General features: G+C 57.6%; 19 protein-coding genes. 14 read left to right on the plus strand and 5 right to left on the minus strand.

Going from position 1 to position 23941, the window contains the following annotated elements; translation table 11 throughout:
* Positions 1-19 precede the first annotated feature (19 nt).
* On the plus strand, positions 20-1456 hold the full coding sequence (locus tag EV681_RS05630) for an efflux transporter outer membrane subunit (RefSeq protein WP_130303485.1): 1437 nt from the start codon (positions 20-22) through the stop codon (positions 1454-1456).
* Positions 1457-1635: 179 nt separating this feature from the next.
* Positions 1636-2595, plus strand: coding sequence for a serine O-acetyltransferase EpsC (epsC, locus tag EV681_RS05635; protein ID WP_128395777.1), 960 nt, complete (start codon positions 1636-1638; stop codon positions 2593-2595).
* Between the two features lie 159 nt (positions 2596-2754).
* Here epsC and EV681_RS05640 read toward each other — a convergent pair whose 3' ends face one another.
* Together EV681_RS05640 and EV681_RS05645 are read right to left on the minus strand one after the other, a co-directional pair.
* On the minus strand, positions 2755-3729 hold the full coding sequence (locus tag EV681_RS05640; RefSeq protein WP_128395778.1) for a Nudix family hydrolase: 975 nt from the start codon (positions 3727-3729) through the stop codon (positions 2755-2757).
* Positions 3726-4646, minus strand: a complete 921-nt coding sequence (locus EV681_RS05645) for an ATP-binding protein (RefSeq protein ID WP_130303486.1) — start codon at positions 4644-4646, stop codon at positions 3726-3728. The genes EV681_RS05640 and EV681_RS05645 overlap by 4 nt, the downstream gene beginning before the upstream one ends.
* 140 nt (positions 4647-4786) lie before the next feature.
* Here EV681_RS05645 and ispB point away from each other — a divergent pair, with 140 nt between their 5' ends.
* The 6 genes from ispB to EV681_RS05675 all read left to right on the plus strand — a co-directional run bounded on the left by ispB (position 4787) and on the right by EV681_RS05675 (position 11016).
* Entirely contained in the window at positions 4787-5752 is a 966-nt protein-coding gene (ispB, locus tag EV681_RS05650; protein WP_128395780.1) for an octaprenyl diphosphate synthase, read from the plus strand.
* Positions 5753-5954: 202 nt separating this feature from the next.
* Positions 5955-6716 carry a glutamine ABC transporter substrate-binding protein GlnH gene (gene glnH / locus EV681_RS05655; protein WP_128395781.1) on the plus strand — a complete coding sequence of 254 codons (762 nt, stop codon included), beginning with the start codon at positions 5955-5957 and terminating at the stop codon, positions 6714-6716.
* A 136-nt stretch (positions 6717-6852) separates the two neighbouring features.
* On the plus strand, positions 6853-7563 hold the full coding sequence (gene glnP / locus EV681_RS05660; RefSeq protein ID WP_128395782.1) for a glutamine ABC transporter permease GlnP: 711 nt from the start codon (positions 6853-6855) through the stop codon (positions 7561-7563).
* Positions 7560-8288: a glutamine ABC transporter ATP-binding protein GlnQ gene (gene glnQ, locus EV681_RS05665; RefSeq protein WP_130303487.1), complete on the plus strand. Its 729-nt coding sequence runs from the start codon at positions 7560-7562 to the stop codon at positions 8286-8288. Before glnP ends, glnQ begins: the two co-directional genes overlap by 4 nt.
* Positions 8289-8328: 40 nt before the next feature.
* Entirely contained in the window at positions 8329-10188 is a 1860-nt protein-coding gene (gene ilvD, locus EV681_RS05670) for a dihydroxy-acid dehydratase (RefSeq protein ID WP_130303488.1), read from the plus strand.
* Between the two features lie 105 nt (positions 10189-10293).
* Positions 10294-11016 (plus strand): flavin reductase family protein, encoded by a 723-nt coding sequence (locus EV681_RS05675; protein ID WP_207227010.1) that lies wholly within the window; start codon positions 10294-10296, stop codon positions 11014-11016.
* A gap of 52 nt (positions 11017-11068) precedes the next feature.
* Here the strand turns inward: EV681_RS05675 and ppc are convergent, their stop codons facing one another.
* Both ppc and EV681_RS05685 read right to left on the minus strand, forming a co-directional pair.
* Positions 11069-13891: a phosphoenolpyruvate carboxylase gene (gene ppc, locus EV681_RS05680; RefSeq protein WP_242612217.1), complete on the minus strand. Its 2823-nt coding sequence runs from the start codon at positions 13889-13891 to the stop codon at positions 11069-11071.
* Between the two features lie 106 nt (positions 13892-13997).
* Entirely contained in the window at positions 13998-14792 is a 795-nt protein-coding gene (locus EV681_RS05685; RefSeq protein WP_128395786.1) for a bestrophin-like domain, read from the minus strand.
* A 288-nt stretch (positions 14793-15080) separates the two neighbouring features.
* Here EV681_RS05685 and EV681_RS05690 point away from each other — a divergent pair, with 288 nt between their 5' ends.
* Complete coding sequence (locus EV681_RS05690) at positions 15081-17081, plus strand: aconitase family protein (RefSeq protein ID WP_130303490.1); 2001 nt, start codon at positions 15081-15083, stop codon at positions 17079-17081.
* Between the two features lie 51 nt (positions 17082-17132).
* Here the strand turns inward: EV681_RS05690 and EV681_RS05695 are convergent, their stop codons facing one another.
* On the minus strand, positions 17133-17699 hold the full coding sequence (locus tag EV681_RS05695) for an ANTAR domain-containing response regulator (protein ID WP_128395788.1): 567 nt from the start codon (positions 17697-17699) through the stop codon (positions 17133-17135).
* A gap of 512 nt (positions 17700-18211) precedes the next feature.
* Between EV681_RS05695 and EV681_RS05700 the strand changes: the two genes are divergently transcribed.
* The 5 genes from EV681_RS05700 to nirD are packed head-to-tail and all read left to right on the plus strand — an operon-like array spanning position 18212 to position 23940.
* Positions 18212-19432 (plus strand): CmpA/NrtA family ABC transporter substrate-binding protein, encoded by a 1221-nt coding sequence (locus EV681_RS05700; RefSeq protein ID WP_130304028.1) that lies wholly within the window; start codon positions 18212-18214, stop codon positions 19430-19432.
* Positions 19433-19447: 15 nt separating this feature from the next.
* Complete coding sequence (gene ntrB / locus EV681_RS05705; RefSeq protein ID WP_128395789.1) at positions 19448-20269, plus strand: nitrate ABC transporter permease; 822 nt, start codon at positions 19448-19450, stop codon at positions 20267-20269.
* 3 nt (positions 20270-20272) lie between these two features.
* Positions 20273-21130 (plus strand): ABC transporter ATP-binding protein, encoded by an 858-nt coding sequence (locus EV681_RS05710; RefSeq protein WP_128395790.1) that lies wholly within the window; start codon positions 20273-20275, stop codon positions 21128-21130.
* 37 nt (positions 21131-21167) lie between these two features.
* Positions 21168-23600, plus strand: coding sequence for a nitrite reductase large subunit NirB (gene nirB, locus EV681_RS05715; protein WP_130303491.1), 2433 nt, complete (start codon positions 21168-21170; stop codon positions 23598-23600).
* A complete protein-coding gene (nirD, locus tag EV681_RS05720) occupies positions 23593-23940 on the plus strand; it encodes a nitrite reductase small subunit NirD (protein WP_128395792.1) in 348 nt (115 codons plus the stop codon). The genes nirB and nirD overlap by 8 nt, the downstream gene beginning before the upstream one ends.
* Position 23941 lies beyond the last annotated feature (1 nt).

Consider the following 23941-nt stretch of genomic DNA (forward strand, 5'->3'; position numbering starts at 1 on the left):
CAGTCGTGAATTCTCTCTTATGAAAAACACCAGAAATGCTGTGTCACCCTTAACCAGACCATTGCGCCTGAGCGTAGCGGCGGCTGCCTTGCTGCTGCTGGCAGCGTGTGCGGTGGGCCCCGATTACGTTGTTCCGCAACAGGACACCGGGGTCGGTTTCAAATCGGCTCAAGGGTGGGTGCAGGCCCGGCCGGGTGCTCCGCTGGCCAGCGATAGCTGGTGGCAGCGTTATCAGGACCCTTTGCTGAGCGAGCTGGTCGGACGCCTGAATGTTTCCAATCAGACGCTGGCCCAGGCCGTGGCGCGTTACGATCAGGCGGTGGCAGCGACAGCGCAGTCACGCTCGTCATTTTTCCCCACGACCGGTTTCAGCTTGTCGGGTGATCGGGCCAAATCGGCTGCCGGCATTGGCAATTCGGTGAACGGTTCGGTGTCTCTGCAATGGGAAGCCGACTTGTGGGGCAAACTGCGCCGGCAATACGAGAGCAGCAGAAGTGATGAGCAGGCCAGCAGGGCTGAGGTAGCGGCCGCGCGTCTGAGCATGCAATCGACCCTGGCCCAGCAATATTTCGCCCTGCGCATGCTGGATGAACGCAAGCGCCTGCTGCAGGCCAATGTGCGCGCTTACGAACGCTCGGTACAGATCAACCAGAATCGTTATGATCAGGGTGTGGCTGCCCGCGCCGATGTGGTCAGCGCCCAGGCGCAGCTTGAGGGCGCGCGCGCTTCTGCCATTGCCATTGAAGCAGATCGCAATGTGCTGGAGCATGCCATCGCGGTGCTGATTGGTCAGCCACCCGCGTCGTTTGCCATCGAAGCGACCGCCTACGACGTTCACTTCCCCTCCATTCCGGTGGATGTGCCCTCTACGCTGTTGTTGCGGCGTCCCGACATCGTGGCAGCCGAAAGACGGGTGGCCGCGGCCAACGCGCAGATCGGCGTGGCCCAGGCGGCCTGGTTTCCTGATCTGACTCTGGGTGGCTCGGTAGGCAATACTACGGCCACATTGGCGCAGTGGCTGGCCTCGCCGCTGCAGTTCTGGTCGCTCGGCCCTGCGCTGGCCATGACTGTGCTCGATGGCGGCGCGCGCGCCGGGGCGGTGGATGCTTCCAGGGCATCCTATCGTGCCGAAGTGGCGACCTATCGTCAAACCGTGCTGACCGGCCTGCAGGAAGTGGAAGACGCTATCAGCACGCTGCGGGTACTGGAGCGCCAGCAGGCGGCACAGATGCGCGCCCTCACTGCCGCCCGCCAGTCGCTGGCCATCACCCAGAACCAGTATCTGGCCGGACTGGTCGATTATTTGAGTGTGGCCCAGGTACAGTCAACTGCCTACTCGGCAGAGCAAACTGCCCTGCAACTGGAAAGCCAGCGTCTGCAGGCCAGTGTGCAATTGATTGCCGCGCTTGGCGGAGGCTGGGACAGGCAGGCACTACAAGCCCGGACGGCGCCGTAACGGCAGCGGGACGACAATAAGCGACAACGGGGTGACCGGATAAATCATCAGGGTTTCTGATGTGATCGTAAATGCCCTGATGGCACAAGGGTTCTTCCGGCACGATCGAAATAGTGTGGTAAAAATAGTTATATTCTTATTGCTGTTTTTATCCCGGTTTTCATACAGGTTCTACTGCTATGCCTATTTACAAATGTGAATCTTCCTCGGTCAATCCCCAGACGTTCCCGCTCGATGAAATCGTGATGGGCCTGCGCGAAGCACGCTTCAAATGGCGCGCCGACCAGAACCGCCTCAAGGAAATGGGCGGTCGCCATCTGCCGTCGCCTCATACCATCAACGAGGCATTGGAGCTGGTAATTGGCGCGTTGTTTCCCATGCGTCTGGGTCCGAACGATCTGTTGCAGGAAAACGAAGATTTTTATGTCGGCCACACCATCGGGGTTGCGTTAAACACGCTGCTGACCCAGGTGCGCCTTGAAGTACGCCACCAGCACCGCAACGACAGCGCTGATCCGGCGGGCCTGGAAGAGAAGGCCGTCGGGATCGTGCGGGAATTTGCCCGCAAGTTACCTGGTGTACGCCGCTTGCTGGATACCGATGTCTACGCGGCCTATTCCGGCGACCCGGCTGCCAAGAGCGTGGATGAGGTATTGTTGTGCTATCCCGGAGTGCTTGCCATGGTTTACCATCGGCTGGCCCATTGCCTGTATACGCTCGGGGTTCCCCTGGTGGCGCGCATTGCCGCTGAGCTGGCGCATGGCCAGACCGGCATTGACATTCACCCGGGGGCGCAAATTGGCGCCGGGTTCTTTATCGACCACGGAACAGGCGTGGTCATTGGGGAAACCGCGATTATCGGCGAACGGGTGCGGCTGTATCAGAACGTGACCCTGGGCGCCAAGAGTTTTCCAACCGAGAGCAATGGCGATCTGAGCAAGGGTATTGCCCGTCATCCGATCGTGGAAGATGATGTGGTTATATACGCCGGAGCAACGGTGCTGGGCCGGGTGACCATCGGCAAGGGCGCCGTGGTAGGCGGCAACGTGTGGCTCACACACGATGTGGCCCCGGGCTGTTTCGTGCGTCAGGCATCTGCCAGCAACAAGGAAGCGTTGTTCAATGGCAACTGTGATTAAACCGCGCCACGGCTAAATGCCGGCGCCAAGCCTGTATGAACAAAGTCATACAGGCTTTTTTTGTGTTTCAGCGCTTGCTTCTGTGCGCTGTCATCTTGTTTGCTGAGGGCGGCAGGGCAACGGCGGGCCTGCTAAAACGAGCTGGCCATTAACCGGCTATCAACCGACCAGCCCACGGATGGCAGCAATGCCGTGTGCGCCGTGTTCGCGCGCCACCGCCAGGGTTGCCGCCGATTGCCCGCCGATGGCGTACACCGGCAGGCCCGCTTCGCTGGCGATGCTGGCAAAACCGTCCCAGCCCAGCGGCGGCTGATCCGGATGCGACGGAGTCTCCAGCACATGCCCCAGCACCACAAAGTCTGCGCCCAGTACCTGGGCATACAGTGCATCGGCCGTATTATGCGCCGAGACCCCGACAAGGTATTTTTCTTCGGGCAGCGGACGGCCCTCTGCGAGCAGGGCGTCCTGCGCTCTCAATTGCACGCCGTCAGCCAGCTTCCACCACGCTTTGGGATGCACGCTGTTGACCAGCACCCGGGCGCCGGCAGCATGACAGCAGTCGATGGCGCGTTCGAATATGGTTTTCAGGCTGGCTGCCGCAGGACCATCGGGCCAGGCCGGTTCACGCAATTGCACCAGTCGCAAGCCATTATCCAGTTGCTGTTGCAGGCCAGCCAGCCACGATTGGCTGTTCTCAGGCGTCTGAATGTTCGAGATTGCATAGTGTTCCGGCAGTGCCAGCCAGCGCAGCGGGGGCAGGGAGGCTGGCAGCAACTCTCCCAGCTTGCCCGCATTGTCGGGCGTCGTCCAGGCCAGTTGCTGCTCTTCCAGCGACCTGGGCGTGCCTTGCCAGCCGGTAACCCGCCAGAAGGCCAGGTTGACAATGGTTTTAGGGTACTCATAGGTGAATGTCACCCACGGGGTGCAGGTATGTACGTCTATACCGAGCTCTTCCTTGAGTTCGCGCACCAGCGCCTGTTTCTGGGATTCACCCTCTTCGATCTTGCCTCCGGGAAACTCCCACCAGTCTTCCCAGGGTTTGCCTTTGGGGCGCTGGCCCAGCAGAATCTCTCCGGTTTGCTCATTCAGAATGACACCGACCACGACTTTGATATACGGTTTTGTTTCGCTCATTGACCAGCTCCGCTGTCAGCCTGTGCGCCGGATTCCGCCGTCATCTGCCTGGCCGCCCAGTCGCGGGCAAAATGCCGGGCCACGCGGCCGGAGCGCGAGCCGCGTTCGATTGTCCATTGCAAGGCTTCGGTTCGGCTTGCGGCGATAGACTCTGGCGGGCAGCCCAGCTCGCGCAGCCAATGCGCGACTATATCCAGGTAATCGTCCTGGCGGAAAGGGTAGAACGACAGCCAGATGCCGAAGCGCTCGGACAGCGAGATCTTTTCTTCCACGGTTTCACCCGGGTGGATTTCCCCGTCGGACTGATGCTTGGTGGACAGGTTTTCGTTCATATATTCGGGCATCAGGTGGCGGCGGTTGGACGTTGCGTAAATGAGCACGTTGTCGCCGGCCGAGGCAATGGAGCCGTCCAGTACCGATTTGAGGGCCTTGTAGCCGGCTTCACCTTCTTCGAACGACAGATCGTCACAGAAAATGATGAATCTTTCCGGACGGTCGGCAACGATATCGACCAGATCGGTCAGGTCGGCCAGGTCGGATTTGTCCATTTCTACCAGGCGCAGGCCCTGCGTTGCGTATTCTGCCAGCATGGCCTTGACCAGGGAACTTTTGCCGGTGCCGCGGGCGCCGGTCATCAGCACATTGTTGGCCGGTTTTTGTTGCAGAAAGTGGCGGGTGTTGCGATCGATCGTGTCCCGCTGCCGTTCGATATGCAGCAGGTCGTCCTTCTGGATGGTGGAGATATGCTTGACCGCTTCAAGCCAGCCGGTTGATCCCTTGCGGCGCCAGCGAAAGGCATGGGCGCTCCAGTCTATCGGCGGGGGCGCCGGCGGGAGCCAGGCGGCCAACTGGCGCAGGACCTGGTCGGCACGTTCGATCAGGGAGGAGAGGTCGGGACGGGAATCGGGGCTGCTCACTTGCGTGTCCTATGTGGTCAATAGCGGTCAAAATGCATACATTATCATCAAAAAAAGGCCTTTGTCTGTTTCTTGTTGCGGGCTGGAATATAATCACAGCTTGCCGTGAGTTAATTCCCTTTTCTGCTTCAGGATCTGCCTTGAACCTCCCAGAGATTATCCGTCCCATCAACGATGATATGCGCGCCGTGGATGGCGTAATCCGCAACAAACTCGACTCTGACGTTGTTCTTATCCGTACCATTGGTGACTACATCATCGGGGCAGGGGGCAAACGCATGCGGCCCGCACTGGTGCTTATGGCGGCCCGTGCCTTTGGCTATCAGGGGCAGGCCCATCACACGCTGGCAGCAGTGGTTGAGTTTATCCACACTTCCACGCTCTTGCACGACGATGTCGTTGACGAGTCTGATATGCGTCGCGGCCGCGAAACCGCCAATGCCGTATTCGGCAATGCCGCCAGCGTGCTGGTCGGCGACTATCTGTACTCACGGTCATTCGAGATGATGGTCGAGCTCGACTCGATGCGAATCATGCAGGTGCTGTCAGCCGCCACCACCGTGATTGCCGAAGGTGAAGTGCTGCAGTTGCTCAATGTGCATGATCCGGACGTCTCTGTCGAACGCTACTTGCAGGTGATCCGCTACAAAACGGCCAAGCTTTTCGAAGCCGCCATGCAGACCGGCGCCTTGCTGGCCGGGGCAACGTCGGCGCAGGAAAGCGCGGCAGCCGACTATGGTCGCTACGTGGGCACGGCGTTTCAGCTGATTGACGACGTGCTCGATTACACGGGTGACGTAGAATCGCTGGGTAAAAATGTGGGTGACGACCTGCGCGAAGGCAAGCCGACGCTGCCGCTTATTCGCGTCATGCAGGTGGGTACGCCACAGCAACGTTCCCTCATCCACAAGGCGATTGAAACGGGCGAGGCCGATTTTGCCGATGTGGCCCGCGCCATCAACGACACCGATGCCCTGGAATACACCCGCCAGGTTGCCCGCGAAGAGGCTGAACGTGCGCGCACTGCGCTGCAGGCATTCCCCGACTCCGAGTTTAAGGAATCGCTGCTGGCATTTTGTACGTTCGCCACCGAACGCGACCGCTGACCCATGCCGATGCCATTTGCGCATCGGCCACCATAATTCTGCATTTTGATATTAATTATGCCGCTCAGGGTTTACCTGAGTCGCGATTCTGCCCGCGCGCGCCCGATAAAAAATTGGGTTATAGTTGTCTGGTAAAACCGTGTTCACGGCCAGCCAACGGCGTACGGCCTGAATTTAAAAAATAATTTTTTAGAGGTTCAAGATGATCAAGAGCAAACTGAAAGCAGCCTTACTGGGATTTGCCATCACGTTGGCTGTGCCGGCAACTACCGTTGCTCAAGCACAGGACAAAGAGCTTGTGGTTGCCACCGATACCGCTTTTGTGCCCTTCGAATTTAAGCAGGACGGCAAATATGTGGGTTTCGACGTTGAATTGTGGGAAGCGCTGGCCAAGGATATGGGCGTCAAATACCGCCTGCAGCCCATGGATTTTAACGGCATCATTCCCGGTCTGCAGACCAAGAATATCGACGTGGCGCTCGCTGGCATCACCATCAAGGATGAGCGCAAAAAGGTCATCGATTTCTCTGATCCTTATTACGAAAGCGGTATTGCCATCCTGACATCGGTCAAGAACAAGGACACCATCAAGACAGCCAAAGATCTGGCCGGCAAGGAAGTAGCGGCAAAAACAGGCACTGCGACGGTTGATTTCCTGAAAAAGGAAGTGCCGGACGCCAAAGTCAAACTGTTCCCCAATATCGACAACGCGTTTCTTGACCTGGCCACCGGCCGCGTCGATGCCGTCGTGCATGATACCCCCAACGTACAGTATTACGCCAATACAGGTGGCAAGGGCAAGGTCCTGGTGACCGGCTCCGTACAAAGCGGCGACTTCTATGGCATTGCCTTTTCCAAAGGCAGCGACCTGGTCGAGAAAGTTAACGCGTCACTCAAGAAACTGAAAGAGAATGGCGAATACGACAAAATCTACACCAAATGGTTTGGTCAGGCAGTGAAGTAATTGCCTGCGCACCCCATGTATGACAATGCATTGCGGGTGCTGCATCGCCGAAATTGCGATCCGGTGATTGTTTCCCTGCGGATACAGTCACCGGATTTTGCTTTTTGCGGTCACAATATTCAAACAGGACTCACACATGGATTTTGACTTTTCCGTTGTTCAAGACGCCCTGCCCAGCCTGATGGCGGGCACCTGGGTCACAATCAAGATTACATTCTGGGGGCTTTTTGGCGGGGTGCTGCTCGGCGCTATCACAGGTGTGATCAGGGCCTACATCCCGTCCCTGTTTTGCGCTGAAACCATTCGCCGCAATCCGGTCGCCGGCATCCTTGGCCCGCTTCTGAGCCTGCTGGCTCAGCTTTATGTACTGGTGGTACGGGGCACGCCCATCGTAGTGCAGGTGATGTTCATCTATTTTGCCTTGCCGTTGCTCATGGACCTGCGCGTGGACGGCATGTCTGCCGCCATTGCCACCTTGATTATCAATTCCGGGGCGTATATTGCAGAAATCGTGCGCGGCGCGCTGCAGTCGGTTCCCAAGGGGCTGTTCGAGGCCGGGCAATCCATGGGCCTGTCCTTTCACAGGATTCTGCTCAAGATTATCTGGCCGGTCGCGTTTCGCCGCATGATCCCCGCATTGGGCAACCAGTGCATTATCAGTCTGAAGGACTCCTCGCTCTTTATCGTGATCGGCGTGGCCGAGCTGACCCGTCAGGGCCAGGAAATCATGGCCGCCAACTTTCGCGCGGTCGAAATCTGGGGCGCTGTCGCCGTCATTTACTTGATTCTGAACGGGCTGATCGCACTGGCCCTGAAAATCATGGAACACAGGATGCGTAACGTATGAGTATGGTCACATTTGAAAACGTCGTCAAAAAGTTTGGCGACAATACGATTTTGAACGACATCAGCCTGAGCATTGAAAAGGGCGAAGTAGTGGTGGTGGTCGGGCCTTCCGGTTCGGGAAAGAGCACGTTCTTGCGCTGCATCAACGCCCTGGAAACCATCCAGGAAGGCGATATCCGGGTGGGCGAGCTCAGTGTGCGCGGCACTCAGGCTGAGGTGCGCGAGCTGCGTCGCGAAGCAGGTATGGTGTTTCAGCAGTTCAATCTTTTTCCACAACTGACGGCGCTGGAAAACGTCATGTTCGGTCCGCTGGAGTCGCGTGGTGTATCCAAGCAGCAGGCGCGTACCGAAGCCATCGCATTGCTGGACAAGGTCGGACTGGCTGAAAGAATGAACCATTATCCGAGCGAGCTGTCCGGCGGCCAGCAGCAGCGGGTGGCCATTGCGCGTTCCTTGGCGGTCAAACCGCTGCTAATGCTGTTTGACGAGCCTACCTCAGCTCTGGATCCGGAGCTGCGCCATGAGGTGCTCAAAGTGATGAAGGATCTGGCCGAAGAGGGCATGACCATGGTGGTGGTGACGCACGAAATGGATTTTGCCAGCAAGGTCGGCAGTCGCCTGCTTTTTATCGATAACGGCAAAATTGCGCACGACGGCAAACCGAAAGAGCTGTTGTCTTCACCGCCAAGCCAGCGTTTGAAAGACTTTCTGCAACATGTGGTGTAAATTACAAGGTTCCCTCGTTTTTTCCAGGAAGTAGTCAGAAATGCCCCAATATCGTTCCAAAACCTCGACCCATGGTCGTAATATGGCTGGCGCGCGTGCCTTGTGGCGCGCCACAGGCATGAAAGACGGCGATTTCGGCAAGCCGATCGTTGCCGTGGTTAACTCTTTTACCCAGTTTGTTCCGGGACACGTGCACCTGAAAGATATGGGGCAACTGGTGGCACGGCAAATCGAGGCAGCGGGCGGTGTGGCCAAGGAGTTCAATACGATTGCGGTTGACGATGGTATTGCCATGGGTCACGGCGGCATGCTGTATTCGCTGCCATCGCGCGAACTCATTGCCGACTCGGTCGAATATATGGTTAACGCGCATTGCGCCGATGCCATGGTCTGCATTTCCAACTGCGACAAGATCACGCCGGGCATGCTGATGGCTGCCATGCGGCTGAACATTCCGGTTGTCTTCGTTTCAGGTGGTCCGATGGAAGCCGGTAAGGTGCTTGCTCCGGAAACCAACAAGGTGATCAAGCTGGATCTGGTCGACGCCATGATCAAGGCTGGCGATCCGACCGTGTCGGATGCCGAAACCGATGAAATTGAACGCAATGCATGTCCGACCTGTGGCTCCTGTTCAGGCATGTTTACCGCCAATTCCATGAATTGCCTGACCGAAGTGCTGGGCTTATCTTTGCCGGGCAACGGTACGATCGTGGCTACCCATGCCCGTCGTCGGGCACTTTTTGAACGCGCCGGCCATCTGGTGGTTGAACTGTGCAAGCGCTACTATGAGCAGGACGATGCCTCTGTGTTGCCGCGTGCCATCGCAACCAAGGCGGCCTTTGAAAACGCCATGACACTGGATGTGGCCATGGGCGGTTCCACCAACACGGTGCTGCATTTGCTGGCTGCTGCTCAGGAAGCTGGGGTTGATTTCACGATGGCCGACATTGACCGTATATCGCGCCATGTACCATGTGTCTGCAAAGTGGCGCCTGCGACCAACAAATTCCATATCGAAGATGTACATCGTGCCGGCGGCGTGATCGCCATTTTGGGCGAACTTGGTCGCGCGGGCCTGCTGGATCTGAATGCTGGCAACGCGCACAGCGGTACGCTGGGCAAGGCCATTGAGCAGTGGGATGTTAACAGCGGTCATGCCACGGAAGAGGTCAAGACGTTCTTCAAAGCCTCTCCTGGCGGGGTGCCCACTCAGGTGGCCTTCAGCCAGGACCGGCAGTTTGCCGAACTGGATCTGGACCGTGCCGAAGGCTGTATCCGTGACAAGGCCCATGCCTATTCGCAGGATGGCGGTCTGGCGGTGCTGTACGGTAATCTGGCGGAAAATGGCTGTATCGTTAAAACCGCAGGTGTGGATGAAAGTATCCTGAAGTTCACCGGCCGGGCCATTGTGTTCGAAAGCCAGGAAGATGCGACCGAAGGTATCCTGGATGGCAAGGTAAAAGAAGGTCACGTTGTCATTATTCGCTATGAAGGGCCCAAAGGGGGCCCGGGCATGCAGGAAATGCTGTACCCCACGTCATACCTCAAATCCAAGGGGCTGGGCTCCAAGGCGGCGTTGCTGACAGACGGCCGTTTCTCGGGCGGCTCTTCGGGGCTGGTCATCGGCCATGCCTCACCGGAAGCGGCAGAAGGGGGCACCATTGGCCTGGTGCATGACGATGATGTGATCGAGATCGATATTCCAAACCGTACAATCAACCTGGCGGTGGATGAAACCGAACTCACGCGTCGCCGTGCCGAGATGGAAAATCGCGGTCAAAGCGCCTGGCATCCGGTACATCGTGAGCGTTACGTATCACAGGCGCTCAAAGCCTATGCTGCGATGGCTACCTCAGCCGATCGCGGTGCAGTGCGCGACATCAGTCAGCTGATAAAATAAAGCGAAGCAAGCATGCGGCCGGTTTATCCGGCCGTTTTTCTTTGCACAGGCCGTCACCGCTGTTGCGCATTTTCCTGTTGTATTCACAAACCAGGAGAGACACGTATGACAAAGGCAGACAAAGCAGCAGATAGTGGGAAAGCCGATAGCACGGCAAAGCGCCAGTCACGCAGGCCGGCTGCAGATCAGTCCGGGCGCAGCCTCAAGAGAACCGAGCCTGCGACACTGGATGCAGGCAACAGCGCGCATGGCGGCCCGGCAATCAAGAGGCGCCTGAGCAAACCACGCAAAAGGGACTTTCCGGTGAGCCAGGCGCGGCGCTACCTTGAACCGGGGCCCATCGTGCTGGTCTCATCGCACTGGCAGGGTCACCACAATATCATGACCATGGGCTGGCATTGCATTCTGGAGTTTGCGCCCTCATTGTTCGGCTGCTTGATTTCATCTGGCAATCACAGTTTCGATATGATCCGCAACAGCGGGGAATGCGTCATCAATTTGCCTACCACTGCGCTCACTGATATTGTCTGCCGCATTGGCAATTGCAGCGGCAGCGCGGTGGACAAATTTGCCGAATTTGGCCTGACCGCCAGCCCGGCAGAACGGGTGAGTGCGCCGATTATCGAGCAATGCCATGCCGCCTTCGAATGCAAGCTGCATGACGATGTGCTGGTCGAAAAATACAATTACTTCATCTTCGAGATTGTGAAGGCGCATGTCGCCGTCCGGCCGGCACACCCGGAAACGCTGCACTATACCGGTGATGGCGTCTTCATGGTGGCTGGCAACGTCATCAGCCGCCGCAGCCTGTTTACCAAAGTACTGTAGCGATCCGGATGCAGGTAAGCGGCGGCGCCGTAGCGCCTGCCGCCTGCCTGGGCTAACCCGAATTGCGCAGGCCAGTGGCGATGCCGTTGATGGTCAGATGGATGGTGCGCTGGCTGCGCATCTGTTCGAGCTTGGACGGCTCTTGCTGAGCATCCTCCAGCGCGCGCTGGCGCCGGATGACCTCGACCTGCAGATAGTTCAACGGATCGGTATAGGCAAAGCGCTCTTGCAAAGCGGCTTTCAGGGTGGGGTTGTCTGCCAGCAGATCCTGCTGTTTGATGCTGTACAGGGCATCACGTGTTAATCCGAACTCCTGTTCGATCATTCCGAAAATGCTGCGGCGTATCTCCTGGTCTGCAACCAGTTCGCTGTACTGGCGTCCGATGTCCATATCGGTTTTGGCCAGGACCATTTCCATATTGGACAGCACGGTCTGGAAAAACGGCCAGTGCTCGGCCATGTCGCGCAGCAATTGCGTGCGTGATTGCTGGGTGCTGCCGTCGTCCTTGCCGGTACCCAGGCGGATGAACGTATCGATTGCCGTGCCCACGCCATACCAGCCGGTGATCATCAACCGGCATTGCGCCCAGGAAAAGCCCCAGGGGATGGCGCGCAGATCTTCGATGCGCTGTCCCTTTTTGCGCGAGGCCGGGCGCGAGCCGATATTTAAACCGGCAATTTCATTGATGGGCGTGGCTGCAAAAAAATAATCGACAAAACCCGGAGTGTCATACACCAGCCGACGATAGGCATGCTGGGCGGCGTCCGACAGCCAGGCCATGGCCTGTGTATAGCGCTGCATCGTGTCGGCATCCTTGCGCGTTTCCTCATGTGGCGCCAGGCTGCTCAATAGCGTTGCCGAAACAAGCAATTCCAGATTGATGCGTCCGCTTTCGGCATTTTTGTATTTGCTCTGGATCACCTCTCCCTGTTCGGTCAGCCGGATTTGTCCGTCGACCGTACCTGGCGGTTGCGCCAGGATTGCATCGAAGCTGGAGCCGCCACCGCGGCCGACAGAACCGCCGCGGCCGTGAAACAGGCGCAAACGTACATCATGACGACGGAAGACCTCAAGCAGTTGCAATTCGGCGTTATACAAAGACCAGTTGGAGGTCAGGTAGCCGCCATCCTTGTTGCTGTCTGAATAGCCCAGCATGACTTCCTGGATATTGTCCTGGGCATGGGTGACGCGCTCGCGCACCTGCGGCAGCGACAGCCAGCGGTCCATAATGGCCGGCCCTGCCTCCAGGTCGGGGATGGTTTCAAAAAGCGGCACGACAATCAGGCCATCGCCGGGCGCAACAGGCAAGCGTTGACCCGCGTCGTCGCGCTGTTGCGAGATCAATCCGGTTTCCTGCTGCAAGACCAGCACTTCCAGCAGATCGCTGAGCGTTTCTGTATGGGACACAATATACTGGGTAATTGCATTGTGTCCGTAATGGCGCCGCACGGAAGCGGCCGCCTGCAAAATAGCCAGTTCCTTGCGGGTTTCTTCACTGTACTGCTGCCAGGGCGAGACCAGGGGGCGGCTATCGTCCAGTTCGGCCAGCAGCACGGCAATTTTCTGTTCTTCATCAAGCTGGTCATATTGAACCGGCTGACCGTTGTGCTTGATGGCCGCACGCTGATACAGTTCGGTCAGAATGCGTTCGTGTACATCCGAGCTTTGCCGTAGATCAAGCGCTGCCAGGTGAAATCCAAACACGGCGACGGCCTGTTGCAGCTCCTGCAAACGCAAGGGCACGACGGCGCCGGCGTGATTATCGCAGAGCGATCGGGCAATGACCGCCAGATCTGCCGCAAATTCGGCCGGCTCATTATAAGGATCGGCCGCGACTGTATTGCGCAGGGCCAGATCGTGGGCGGTCAGGTGTTTTGCCGTTGCTGCCAGGCGGGCGTACACGCCGATCAGTGCGCGTCGATAGGGCTCATCCAGCCGGTGGCGTGACTGATCCGGGCTGATCTCCGACAGGCTGGCCAGTTCTGGCGAGACTTGCGTCAACGAGGTGCTCAGCGACAGTTCGGAACCCAGCAGATGCACCTGCGCCAGATAGTATTCGAACAGTGTGGTGGCATGGCGATTCATCGCGTGCGTGAGCGTGTCGGCGTTCACGTTGGGATTGCCGTCGCGATCGCCGCCAATCCACGAACCCATTTTCAGGAAGGTCGACACCAGTGCCGCATTGTCCGGTTGCGCACCCAGATTGCGTGCGAATGTGGTGTACAAATTCGGAATGGCTTTCAGGAAGGTGGTGCTGAAATAGGCCACCGCATTTTCAATTTCGTCATTGACCGTCAGCTTGTTAAAACGCAGCATGCGTGTGAGCCAAAGCGTTTTGATATAGCCGGTCAGCTCCAGCGCCAGTTGATGGCTTTCTTCTTCGGTCAAGCGGCTGTCAATGGCCACCAGGCACTGACTGATGTGTCGGTGCAGATCCAGTGTGCTTTTGCGTTGTACTTCCGTCGGGTGGGCCGTCAGAACCGGGACAATCATGGTTTTTGCCAGAAAATCGCGAACCTGGTTACGCTGCACACCATGGCGTTCCAGTTCTGCCAGTGTATGTCCCAGAGTGCCAATCTGGGCGTCGTTGCTGCTCAGTAAGCGCAAGCGCTGGCGCTTTTGTTGATCGCGGTCCTCGGCCAGGTTGGCCAGGTGCAGGAAATAACTGAAGGCGCGCGACAGGGTGTTGGCCTGGTCATCGGACAGGGCCGTCAGCTTCTCGATCATCGTATCGCGTTCCTGTTGAATGCCTTCACGCTTGAAGCGTACCGCGGCGCGGCGCACAGTCTCAATGATGTCAAAAATCGGCTGGCCTTCCGATTCGCGAATGGCGGCCCCAAGGATCCTGCCCAGCAGGCGGATGTCCTGCTGCATTTCATTTTTGTCTGTGCTTGCGTTGTCCACGTTATCTCTTGTTCCGGTTGGTTGAAGGGATTGAGTTATTTTCATTGTAGGAGGTTTTTTCGGTGCCGTATTCAGTTTACTGCAACTGCGATTTTTGGATTTGGCGCAGATGATCCGGTTCAATGATGCTGCTGCCGGTAAATGGTCGGTCGTTGACCAGAATAAGGAACGAGATACTGGCAAAACTCACTGAAATGAGCACGACGGCCTTGCGCAGTTCATGACGGGTGTGATAATGAATATCGTATATCACATACATGCAGACGGTCAGAAGAATCAGCAGCACCAGCCACTTCTGCATGTTGATGTGATAGGTAGCAACATTGAGCCGATTATCACGAGCTTCCCGGACCTGCTTCAGATACGTATTGAGTAGCGCCATCTGCGAGCTGACATAAGGGTCATCGCGGACCTCGATGGCGGTTTTGGCTGCATTGATGGTCAGCACATCCAGTGCCGATTCGGTCTGCTCGCTGACCTGGTCATGCCCCATGCGCGGCCATTCATCCTGAACGGCGGCGTTTACATAGGCCAGCAGACGGGCGCGCAGATCTGCATTGATCTGCTCGGGCATGTGCTTGAGCACCCTGAGCGCATCGTGCACCGCGCCGGCCTCCTGCTCGGTGGCCGCCTGTCCTTTTTCATTTTCCTTCCATACGTCACTGGCCATGAACGCCATATTCAGGCCAATGGGCACCAGCAAACCTGAAATAAGCGTATGGCTCAGGGCGCTGCTGCGCGGGGACGTACTGTTGCTACGCTGTCGGCGAATAATCAGGACAATGAGGCCTGACAGGCCAAGAAAGAATACAGTGCACAGCACCCAGGCCAGAAAAATGGGTATATCGAACAGCAGATTGTAAAAATGCATGACTTTCCTCACGGGCGGCAGCAGCGCAAATAATGTAATCCATTCTGTAAGGCGTCATAAAAGACGGTCTACCCGGTTTTATGGCCTTGTGTATTCTACCTGCTGTCTGCACGCGGCAAATATGGGGTCAATTGCAATTGAAAAATAAGCGCTGACGATATTTCCCGCGGGCGCCAGTGGCGAAGGGATAAAAACGGCAGCCTTGGCGTGGCAGCCCTCACATTGCCCGCGCGATGCGCGATAATGGCAGTTGAAACAATAGTGTGTAACCCTCTGGAAATTGCAGTGATGAATGAGTCTACGATTGCCTCTCTTGCCTTTGACCGATTTCTGTATCTTGCCGACGATCCGCAGGTGATCGAAGCCTGTCTGCAACCGGGCGCTGCCGTGCTGCCCGATGCGCACGCCGACATCCAGTTACGGGACGATATTTCTACCGACGAAATCACGCCGGTGGCCATCATGTCGCACTATGACGACACGCTTGGTGAGTTTGCCTATACCGGATTACAGGCAGGCGGTCGCACGCCCATCGCAAGACATGCTGTCAGACAGGCTGGTATCCAGGTGGTTGTGGCGGGCAACCGTTATGGCAAGGGGTCTTCGCGCGAGCATAGCCCGGCAGCCGAACAGCATGCAGGCGTGCGCCTGGTATTTGCGCGCAGCTTTGAGCGGATCTACCGGCAGAATGCCGACAATATCGGGTTGCTGACATCCACCAATTTTGCGTTGCTGGCGCAGTTGCGGGCCGGGCACAGCATTACGCTTGAACAGATCCTGCAGGAACGCGATGTGCTGACCCAGGCCATCCTGCGTAGCGGCGGGCTGCTCAATTATGGCAAACGTTATCTTGCCAGGAGCCGTCCGCAGGCTGCTGCCAGCGACAAGCCGCAGACGCTGTTTGAAAAAATCATTGCGCGGCATGTTTTGCGCACGGAGCAGACCGGAACAGACCTGACGCCAGGCACGGGGATCTTCCTGCGTGCCGACTGGCGTTTCATCCACGAGTATTACACCGGCATGGCGGCGCATATGCTGTACCAGAGCTATGGCGCGCCGCTGCATTTGTTTGATACTGAAAAAATCATTGCCTTCGAGGATCACACTTCCTATATACACGAGAGTCCAGCGCATCTGCGTCAGGGGCTGGTACCCAATATGCTGCGTATGTGCCAGGCCCATCGTGATTTTGTCAAGGCAACCGGCCTGCGCTGGCACCGAACGTTGACCGAGAACGAAGCCCTGCAGGATAAAGGCAGCAACGTGGCAGGTATTTCACACGCAATGATGGCCGAACATTATGCCCTTCCCGGGCAGGTGGTGGTTGGAACAGACTCGCATACCCCGCATAGCGGGGCCCTGGGCTGTGTCGCCTTCGGGGTGGGTACGACGGATATGGCCAATGCCTTTATGACTGGCGCCGTACGCATCACGGTGCCGCCTTGCATTCTGGTTCGCTTGCAGGGCACCCTGCCTGCCGGCGTGGCGGCCAAGGACATCGTCCTGCATTTGCTGGCGCTGCCGCAAATACGGGCCGGCAAGGGGGTGGGCAGGGTGTTCGAGTTTACCGGCGAAGTCATCGACTGCCTGTCTGTGGACGAACGGGCGACGCTGACCAACATGTGTGCAGAACTGGGCGGCTTTACCGGCATTGTTGCCCCCGATGCCCGAACCGTGCAGTTTCTAAGGGAGCGCCGGGGCGTGGATTTTGAACTGGACGACTGGATGTGTAGCGACCCGGGCGCCAGCTACGAACAGCAGATTACGGTGGATTGTTCAGTGCTGGACGTACTGGTGGCTGCGCCTGGCGACCCAGGTAACGGGCGGGCGGTGGGCTCTTTGGAAGAAACCGTGGCGATTGACATTGCCTATGGCGGTTCCTGTACTGCCGGGAAGCGCGAAGATTTTGATCAGTATTACGCCGTATTGGCCTGGGGTTTGCAGCAAGGCCTGCATGTGGCGCCACATGTACAATTGTATTTACAGTACGGCACCACGGCGGTTCGCGACTATTGCGTGCAACAAGGCTATGACCAGGTCTTTGAACGCATGGGCGCAAAAATATTGCAACCGTCTTGCGGGGCCTGCGCCAACTGTGGGCCTGGTTCCTCGACCGACGCGGGCCAGACCACCATCAGTGCGATCAACCGCAATTTTCCGGGGCGTTCCGGGCCGGGTAACGTGTGGCTGGGCAGCCCTGCCACGGTCATGGCCAGCGCGCTGGCGGGCCATATCTGTTCGTTTTTCCAGTTGCAAAAGCAGATAACGGCAGGCCGGATCCAGTCTTAGGGGAATTTGCCGCGGCTGGCGTCTATACGTCTAGCGGCAACGTTGATATGCCTACAGAAAAGTATGCGCCTCGATCAACGCCGCTGCGATCTGGCCGATCCGGCGCTGGGTTTGCATGGCCTTTTTGCGCAGCATGCGATAGGCCTGGTCTTCGTCTACCCCATGCATTTTCATCAGAATGCCTTTGGCTTTTTCAACATCCTGGCGTTCGGCCAGCCGTCGCCTGGTGTCATTGAGCTCCAGCCGGCGCGAGCGTTCAAGCGCGAAGCGTTCAATGGCGACGTCCAGCAGCGACAGCAGGCGCGCCGAAGGAACTTCGCCCACGACATAGGCGGCAACGCCCGCCCTGATTGATGCCTGCATGAAGCTGCGATCATTGTCATTGGTAAACATGACCACGGGCAGTGCGCTGTCATCCGAGCGCATGCAGAGCCCTTCCAGCGTATCGCGACACGAGGCATCCGAGCTGACCAGCACGACATCCGGTTTGATGCCGGCCAGCGCCGCGGCAAAATCGGCCAGCGGCGATATTTCAGCCACCACGTGAATGCCGGCAGCCTGCAGTTTGTCACGCAGGGCATCGTTCTGTTCATCACGGATCAACATCACATTCAGCATTTTCTTTCCTCTTGATTCAGATAAAGCAAAAGGCGTGCCGCTTTTTGCCGACAGCATCCACAAACGGTGCCCGTTTTGAGTGCGTCCTGCTCCCGGTGAGGTGGCCGATTGGCGGCAACAAGCCGGCCATGCACCGTTATTGTGCGCCGCGGCAGCCTTAAGGCCCAACTTCGATGGCGTCGGCGTGGCCGATCAGTCTGCCCACAGACAAAAATACGCGCTGCTGCAGTCTGTCAACGCGGTCTGCCACTCTGTGGAATGTATATTGGCATGCAACTTGCTTAAGTTGTCGTGAAGGCCAATGGCGGTCGTCATCAATCAATGACAGCATTCAGGACAACGGCGTCCTGCAGGTACGTTTTCAAAACGTATCCGCAGGACGCTTTTTATTTGGGGTAATGATGAACAGTCGGAAGAAAACGAACGCAACAGGCAAATCGGACGGGATACGGGCCCGCAGCCACGCGGCACAGGATGCAATTGCGCCGGGCAGCGTGTATCGACGGCAATGGATGCTGTCGGTGGCACGCTCGGCGGCAGGCATTGGTGCACTTGGTCTGGCGGATCCTTTTTTGCGCAACGGCGCCTGGGCCGCCGGCTCGGACGCGCCTGAAAAGACCGAAGTCAAGATCGGTTTCATCCCCCTGACCGACTGCGCGTCGGTCATCATGGCGGCCGAGCTGGGTATCGATAAAAAATACGGGATAAAGATTATTCCGAGCAAGGAAGCGTCCTGGGCCGCAGTGCGCGACAAACTGATCAATGGCAATCTGGATTGCGCGCACGCATTGTACGGCATGATTTACGGCCTGCAGGTAGGGATTGGCGGTCCTCAAACCGACATGGCCGTGCTCATGGGGCTCAATCAGAACGGGCAGGGCATTACGCTTGCCAAGGCATTGCACGAGCGCGGCGTAACGGATGGCGCATCACTGAAAAAAGCCATGGCAACGCTGGGTCGGCAACTGACCTTCGCACAAACTTTTCCCACCAGCACGCATGCCATGTGGCTCTATTATTGGCTGGCTGCACATGACATTCATCCATTTAACGATGTGCGTGTTATTACAGTGCCACCCCCGCAAATGGTGGCCAATATGATGATTGGCAATATGGACGGGTACTGCGTGGGTGAACCATGGAACGCGCGGGCGGTGATCGATAAAATTGGCTTTACCGCCGTGACCACACAGGAAATCTGGCAGGACCATCCGGAAAAAGTGCTGGGCACAACGGCCAGGTTTGCAGACCAGTACCCCAATACCGCCCGGGCGGTGACGGCAGCGATTCTTGAGGCCGCCAGGTGGATCGACAGCTCGCCGGCCAATATCGAGCAAACGGCCAAGGTCATTGCCGCCAAGTCCTATGTCAACACACAGGCCGACGTGATTATTGGCCGCATGCTGGGCAAGTACGACAACGGTATCGGTAAGGTCGCAGACAGCGCGCATCCCATGCGGTTTTATGGCGACGGGGCGGCAACCTTCCCTTATCTGAGTGACGGCATGTGGTTCCTGACCCAGCAAAAGCGCTGGGGCCTGCTCAAATCGCACCCCGATTATCTGGCAGTGGCAAAAAAAATCAATCGCATCGACATCTACAAGGCCGCCGCCCAGGCCAGTGGTACGCCTTTGCCTGCCAGCGAAAACAGGTCCTCAACGCTGATGGATGGCGTACCTTGGGATGGCAGCGATCCGGCGGCTTACGCCGACGGCTTTGCCGTTCACGTGTAATTGCGGGAGAAACGGATGAACACAGCAACAAAGGCAGTCACCACGCAGCCATGGGCCGGATTGCCGATCATGGCATGGCTGGGCCGACTGGGTTATCCCCTCATTGGACTGATGACAGTTGTCATTGTCTGGGAGATGATTGCAGGCAAAATTCCCGGTATCCCCACACCGTTGGCCACCTTGCAGGCGGCGATAACGCTGTTCCAGGATCCGTTTTACCGTAACGGCCCGAACGACGTGGGGATCGGCTGGAACGTGCTGGCGTCGCTATGGCGTGTCGGGGTCGGGTTTGGCCTGGCTGCGCTGGTCGGCATTCCGGCCGGCTTCATTATCGGGCGTTATGCGCCGATACGCAAAATGACGGCGCCGGTGATCAGTCTGTTGCGCCCGGTGTCACCGCTGGCCTGGCTGCCGCTGGGGCTGCTGATGTTCAGGGCTGCCGAGCCGGCTGCAATCTGGGCCATCTTCATCTGTTCCATCTGGCCGATGATCATCAATACGGCAGACGGCGTGGCACGGGTGCCTGCTGATTATCTGAACATTGCCAGGGTACTGAATCTGTCTGAGCGCAAGGTGCTGACAAGTATTCTGCTGCCCTCGGTCCTGCCTTATGTGCTGACAGGCGTGCGGCTGTCTATCGGTACCGCCTGGCTGGTGATCGTGGCTGCAGAGATGCTGACCGGTGGAACCGGTATCGGCTTCTGGCTCTGGGATGAATGGAACAACCTGAATGTGCAGCACATCATTATTGCAATCTTCATTATCGGCCTGGTCGGACTGCTGCTTGATGCCGCTTTGCTGGCCCTGGCCAGGCGCTTTGCCTTTACCGAGGAGTAACGCATGGAAAAATATGTTGCAGTTGAATCGGTCAGTCAGGTTTTCGATACTGCCCACGGGCCGTTCACGGCTTTGAATGACATCAATCTGGCGATCCGCAAGGGAGAGTTTGTCTCGCTGATCGGGCATTCGGGTTGTGGCAAATCCACGCTGCTCAACCTCATTGCCGGTTTGAGCAAGCCCAGCAACGGCGTGCTCATTTGTGATCAGCGCGAAATTGCCGGACCCGGACCGGATCGGGCCATGGTCTTTCAGAATCATTCGCTGCTGCCGTGGTTCACCTGTTTTCAAAATGTCTATCTGGCAGTGGAACGCGTTTTCGGCGCCAGCGAAACCAAAGTGCGCCTGCGTGAACGCACGGCAGCGGCCCTGGAGCTGGTCGATCTGGCCCATGCCAGCAGCAAGTATCCCCGTGAAATATCAGGCGGTATGAAGCAGCGCGTCGGCATTGCGCGGGCGCTGGCCATCGAACCCAAGGTCTTGCTGATGGACGAGCCCTTTGGCGCGCTGGATGCGCTGACACGCGCCCATTTGCAGGATGCCCTGTTGCGCATTGTCAAGCGCACGCAAAGCACCGTTGTGATGGTGACCCACGACGTAGACGAAGCCGTGCTTCTGTCGGACCGGATTGTGATGCTGACCAACGGACCTGCGGCCACGATAGGCCAGATCCTGGCGATTCAGTTGCCGGCCCGTCGTGACCGTGTGGCACTGGCTGCCGATCCGCGCTACTTGCAATACCGCGCTGCGGTGATGAAATTTTTGCATCAGCGCTATTCGAATCCCGAGCAGGGCACCCGTCTTGCGCTGGTGGAGGCTGAGCAGGCTGCCCAGGAACAGGACAGTGCAGTCGTCGCTTAAGACCCCTGGTCAATCACAAATGAAGACAGGCAATATCATGAAAAAACGCAAACTGGTACTGATCGGCAACGGGATGGCTGGTGTTCGCACCATCGAAGAGTTGCTCAAACTGGACGATCAGCTTTATGACATTACCATTATTGGCAGCGAAGCCTATCCCAATTACAACCGGATACTGCTGTCGCCGGTGCTGACGGGTGAACAGACCATCCAGGACATTATCCTGAACGACCAGTCCTGGTATGACAACAATCATATCCATTTAATGATGAACCAGTCGGTCACCACCGTCGATCGGGTACGCCGGCAGGTGCACACCACGGACGGCACAGTCGTGCCTTACGACCGGCTGCTGCTGGCGACCGGCTCCAATCCGTTTATTCTGCCGGTGCCAGGCCATACGCTGGATGGCGTCGTGACGTTTCGTGATATCAACGATGTGAACCTGATGATTGAAGCCGCAGGGGTACGGCGCCATGCGGTGGTGATCGGCGGTGGCCTGCTGGGACTGGAGGCGGCCAATGGCCTGGCCGTGCGTGGCATGACGGTTACGGTGGTGCACCTGGGCGACACGCTGCTGGATCGCCAGCTTGATGCACAGGCTGCCAACATGCTGCGCGCCAGCCTGGAAGCGCGGGGCCTGCAATTTTTGATGGCGCATCAGACCAGCGAAATCGTGGATGATGGCAATGGGCGGGTCGGGGCGATCCGTTTTGCCAACGGTCACCAGATGCCTGCCGATCTGGTGGTCATGGCCGTTGGCATTCGTCCCAACGTTGCACTGGCTGCGAGCGCCGGCTTGCATGTTGATCGCGGCATTGTGGTCAGCGACACCATGCAGACTTATGACCCGAGTATTTATGCGGTGGGCGAGTGCGTGAGCCATCGCGGCACTGCCTACGGTCTGGTTGCGCCGCTCTTTGAACAGGCCAAGGTGGCGGCCAATCATCTGGCCATGTATGGCATCGCGCGTTATGAGGGCAGTGTGACCTCCACCAAATTGAAAGTGACGGGTATTGACGTGTTCTCAGCCGGCGATTTCATGGGTGATGCGCAAACCGATTGCATTACGCTGGCCGATCCCGAAGGCGGGATATACAAAAAACTGGTGGTGCACGACAACAAGCTGGTGGGTGCCTGCCTTTATGGCGACACTGCAGATGGTGCCTGGTACTTCCGGTTGATTCGCGAAGGCAGATCGATTCATGAAATTCGCGACCAGTTGATGTTTGGCGAAGGGGCGATAGGCGATACCGGGCACGCCGGCGAGAATAAGGTGGCGGGCATGCCCGACAGCGCAGAGGTCTGCGGGTGTAACGGCGTGTGCAAGGGCACTATCGTCAAGGCGATTCGCGAACAGGGCCTGTTTACTGTTGATGACATCAAAAAACATACGAAGGCCGCCAGCTCCTGCGGATCATGCACCGGGCTGGTAGAGCAGATCCTGATCAATTGTGTCGGCGGCGCCGCCGATGTAAAACCAAAATCGGCACGGTCCATTTGTGGCTGCACTGATGTGACACATGGACAGGCGCGCAAGGTGATTCGCCAGCAACATCTGATCACCATTGCAGATGCCATGCATTTCATGGAATGGCGAACGCCTGATGGCTGCGCAACCTGCCGGCCAGCGCTCAATTATTATCTGCTGTCCACCTGGCCGGGCGAAGCCGTCGATGATGGCGCCTCGCGTCTGGTGAACGAACGCATGCATGCCAATATCCAGAAGGATGGCACCTATTCCGTCGTACCCCGCATTTGGGGTGGGGTAACCAATTCTGCGGAGCTCAGAAAAATTGCAGATGTGGCAGATAAATACGCCATCCCCATGGTCAAGGTAACCGGCGGACAGCGGATTGACTTGCTTGGGGTGCGCAAGGAAGATCTGACGGGTGTCTGGAAGGACCTGGACATGCCCTCAGGCCATGCGTATGGCAAGAGCCTGCGTACCGTGAAGACCTGCGTAGGCAGCGAATTCTGCCGCTTTGGCACGCAGGATTCCACCGGCATGGGTATTGCACTTGAAAAAGATCTGGTAGGGATGTGGAGCCCGCACAAAGTAAAACTTGCTGTGTCCGGCTGCCCACGCAACTGTTCCGAATCCGGAATCAAGGATGTCGGCATTATTGCGGTCGATTCCGGCTGGGAAATCTATGTCGGCGGCAACGGTGGCATTAAAACGGAAGTCGCGCAATTTTTTGTCAAGGTGCAAACCCAGGAAGAAGTGTTGCAGTATTGTGGCGCCTTTTTGCAGCTGTATCGCGAAGAGGCCTATTACCTGGAACGTACTGTCCATTACCTGGCGCGGGTTGGTCTGGAGCATGCAAAAGAACAGGTTATCGGCAATGCCGACAATCGCGCGGCGCTGTATGACCGGCTGCGCTTTGCCTTGTCCTTCGAGCAGGACCCCTGGCAGGACCGTGTAGAGAAGCGGATTGCGGCGCCCGAACTTGAAACCCTGAATGTGTGAGGACACGATGAAAGTCTGTGAAAAATGGACGCCTGTGTGCGCCACCAACGAGATTCCAGCGCGCGGTGCGCGTGTCATTCGCCGGCACGGCCTTGATGATATCGCCGTGTTCCGTAGCGGCCAGGGCGCGGTCTACGCCATCGTTGACAAATGCCCCCACAAAGGCGGCCCCCTGTCTGCGGGACTGGTGCATGGCACCTCGGTTACCTGCCCGCTGCATGGCATGGTCATTGATCTGCCTACCGGACAAGTACAGGCGCCGGACGAGGGGTGCGTCAGAACGATTGCAGTGAAAATCGATCAGGACCGGGTCTGCCTGGATCTGGGTGAAGGACAGTAGC

The organism is Advenella incenata (assembly GCF_004217095.1).
In the GTDB taxonomy this organism is placed as follows: Bacteria; Pseudomonadota; Gammaproteobacteria; order Burkholderiales; family Burkholderiaceae_B; genus Advenella; species Advenella incenata.

Excerpts from the sequence above, each read along its gene's own strand:
- EV681_RS05630 (WP_130303485.1), top strand. The coding sequence starts at position 20 with ATGAAAAACACCAGAAATGCTGTGTCACCCTTAACCAGACCATTGCGC.
- epsC (WP_128395777.1), top strand. The coding sequence starts at position 1,636 with ATGCCTATTTACAAATGTGAATCTTCCTCGGTCAATCCCCAGACGTTC.
- EV681_RS05640 (WP_128395778.1), bottom strand. The coding sequence starts at position 3,729 with ATGAGCGAAACAAAACCGTATATCAAAGTCGTGGTCGGTGTCATTCTG.
- glnH (WP_128395781.1), top strand. The coding sequence starts at position 5,955 with ATGATCAAGAGCAAACTGAAAGCAGCCTTACTGGGATTTGCCATCACG.
- glnP (WP_128395782.1), top strand. The coding sequence starts at position 6,853 with ATGGATTTTGACTTTTCCGTTGTTCAAGACGCCCTGCCCAGCCTGATG.
- glnQ (WP_130303487.1), top strand. The coding sequence starts at position 7,560 with ATGAGTATGGTCACATTTGAAAACGTCGTCAAAAAGTTTGGCGACAAT.
- ilvD (WP_130303488.1), top strand. The coding sequence starts at position 8,329 with ATGCCCCAATATCGTTCCAAAACCTCGACCCATGGTCGTAATATGGCT.
- EV681_RS05675 (WP_207227010.1), top strand. The coding sequence starts at position 10,294 with ATGACAAAGGCAGACAAAGCAGCAGATAGTGGGAAAGCCGATAGCACG.
- ppc (WP_242612217.1), bottom strand. The coding sequence starts at position 13,891 with ATGCAGCAGGACATCCGCCTGCTGGGCAGGATCCTTGGGGCCGCCATT.
- EV681_RS05685 (WP_128395786.1), bottom strand. The coding sequence starts at position 14,792 with ATGCATTTTTACAATCTGCTGTTCGATATACCCATTTTTCTGGCCTGG.
- EV681_RS05690 (WP_130303490.1), top strand. The coding sequence starts at position 15,081 with ATGAATGAGTCTACGATTGCCTCTCTTGCCTTTGACCGATTTCTGTAT.
- EV681_RS05695 (WP_128395788.1), bottom strand. The coding sequence starts at position 17,699 with ATGCTGAATGTGATGTTGATCCGTGATGAACAGAACGATGCCCTGCGT.
- EV681_RS05700 (WP_130304028.1), top strand. The coding sequence starts at position 18,212 with ATGCTGTCGGTGGCACGCTCGGCGGCAGGCATTGGTGCACTTGGTCTG.
- ntrB (WP_128395789.1), top strand. The coding sequence starts at position 19,448 with ATGAACACAGCAACAAAGGCAGTCACCACGCAGCCATGGGCCGGATTG.
- EV681_RS05710 (WP_128395790.1), top strand. The coding sequence starts at position 20,273 with ATGGAAAAATATGTTGCAGTTGAATCGGTCAGTCAGGTTTTCGATACT.
- nirB (WP_130303491.1), top strand. The coding sequence starts at position 21,168 with ATGAAAAAACGCAAACTGGTACTGATCGGCAACGGGATGGCTGGTGTT.
- nirD (WP_128395792.1), top strand. The coding sequence starts at position 23,593 with ATGTGTGAGGACACGATGAAAGTCTGTGAAAAATGGACGCCTGTGTGC.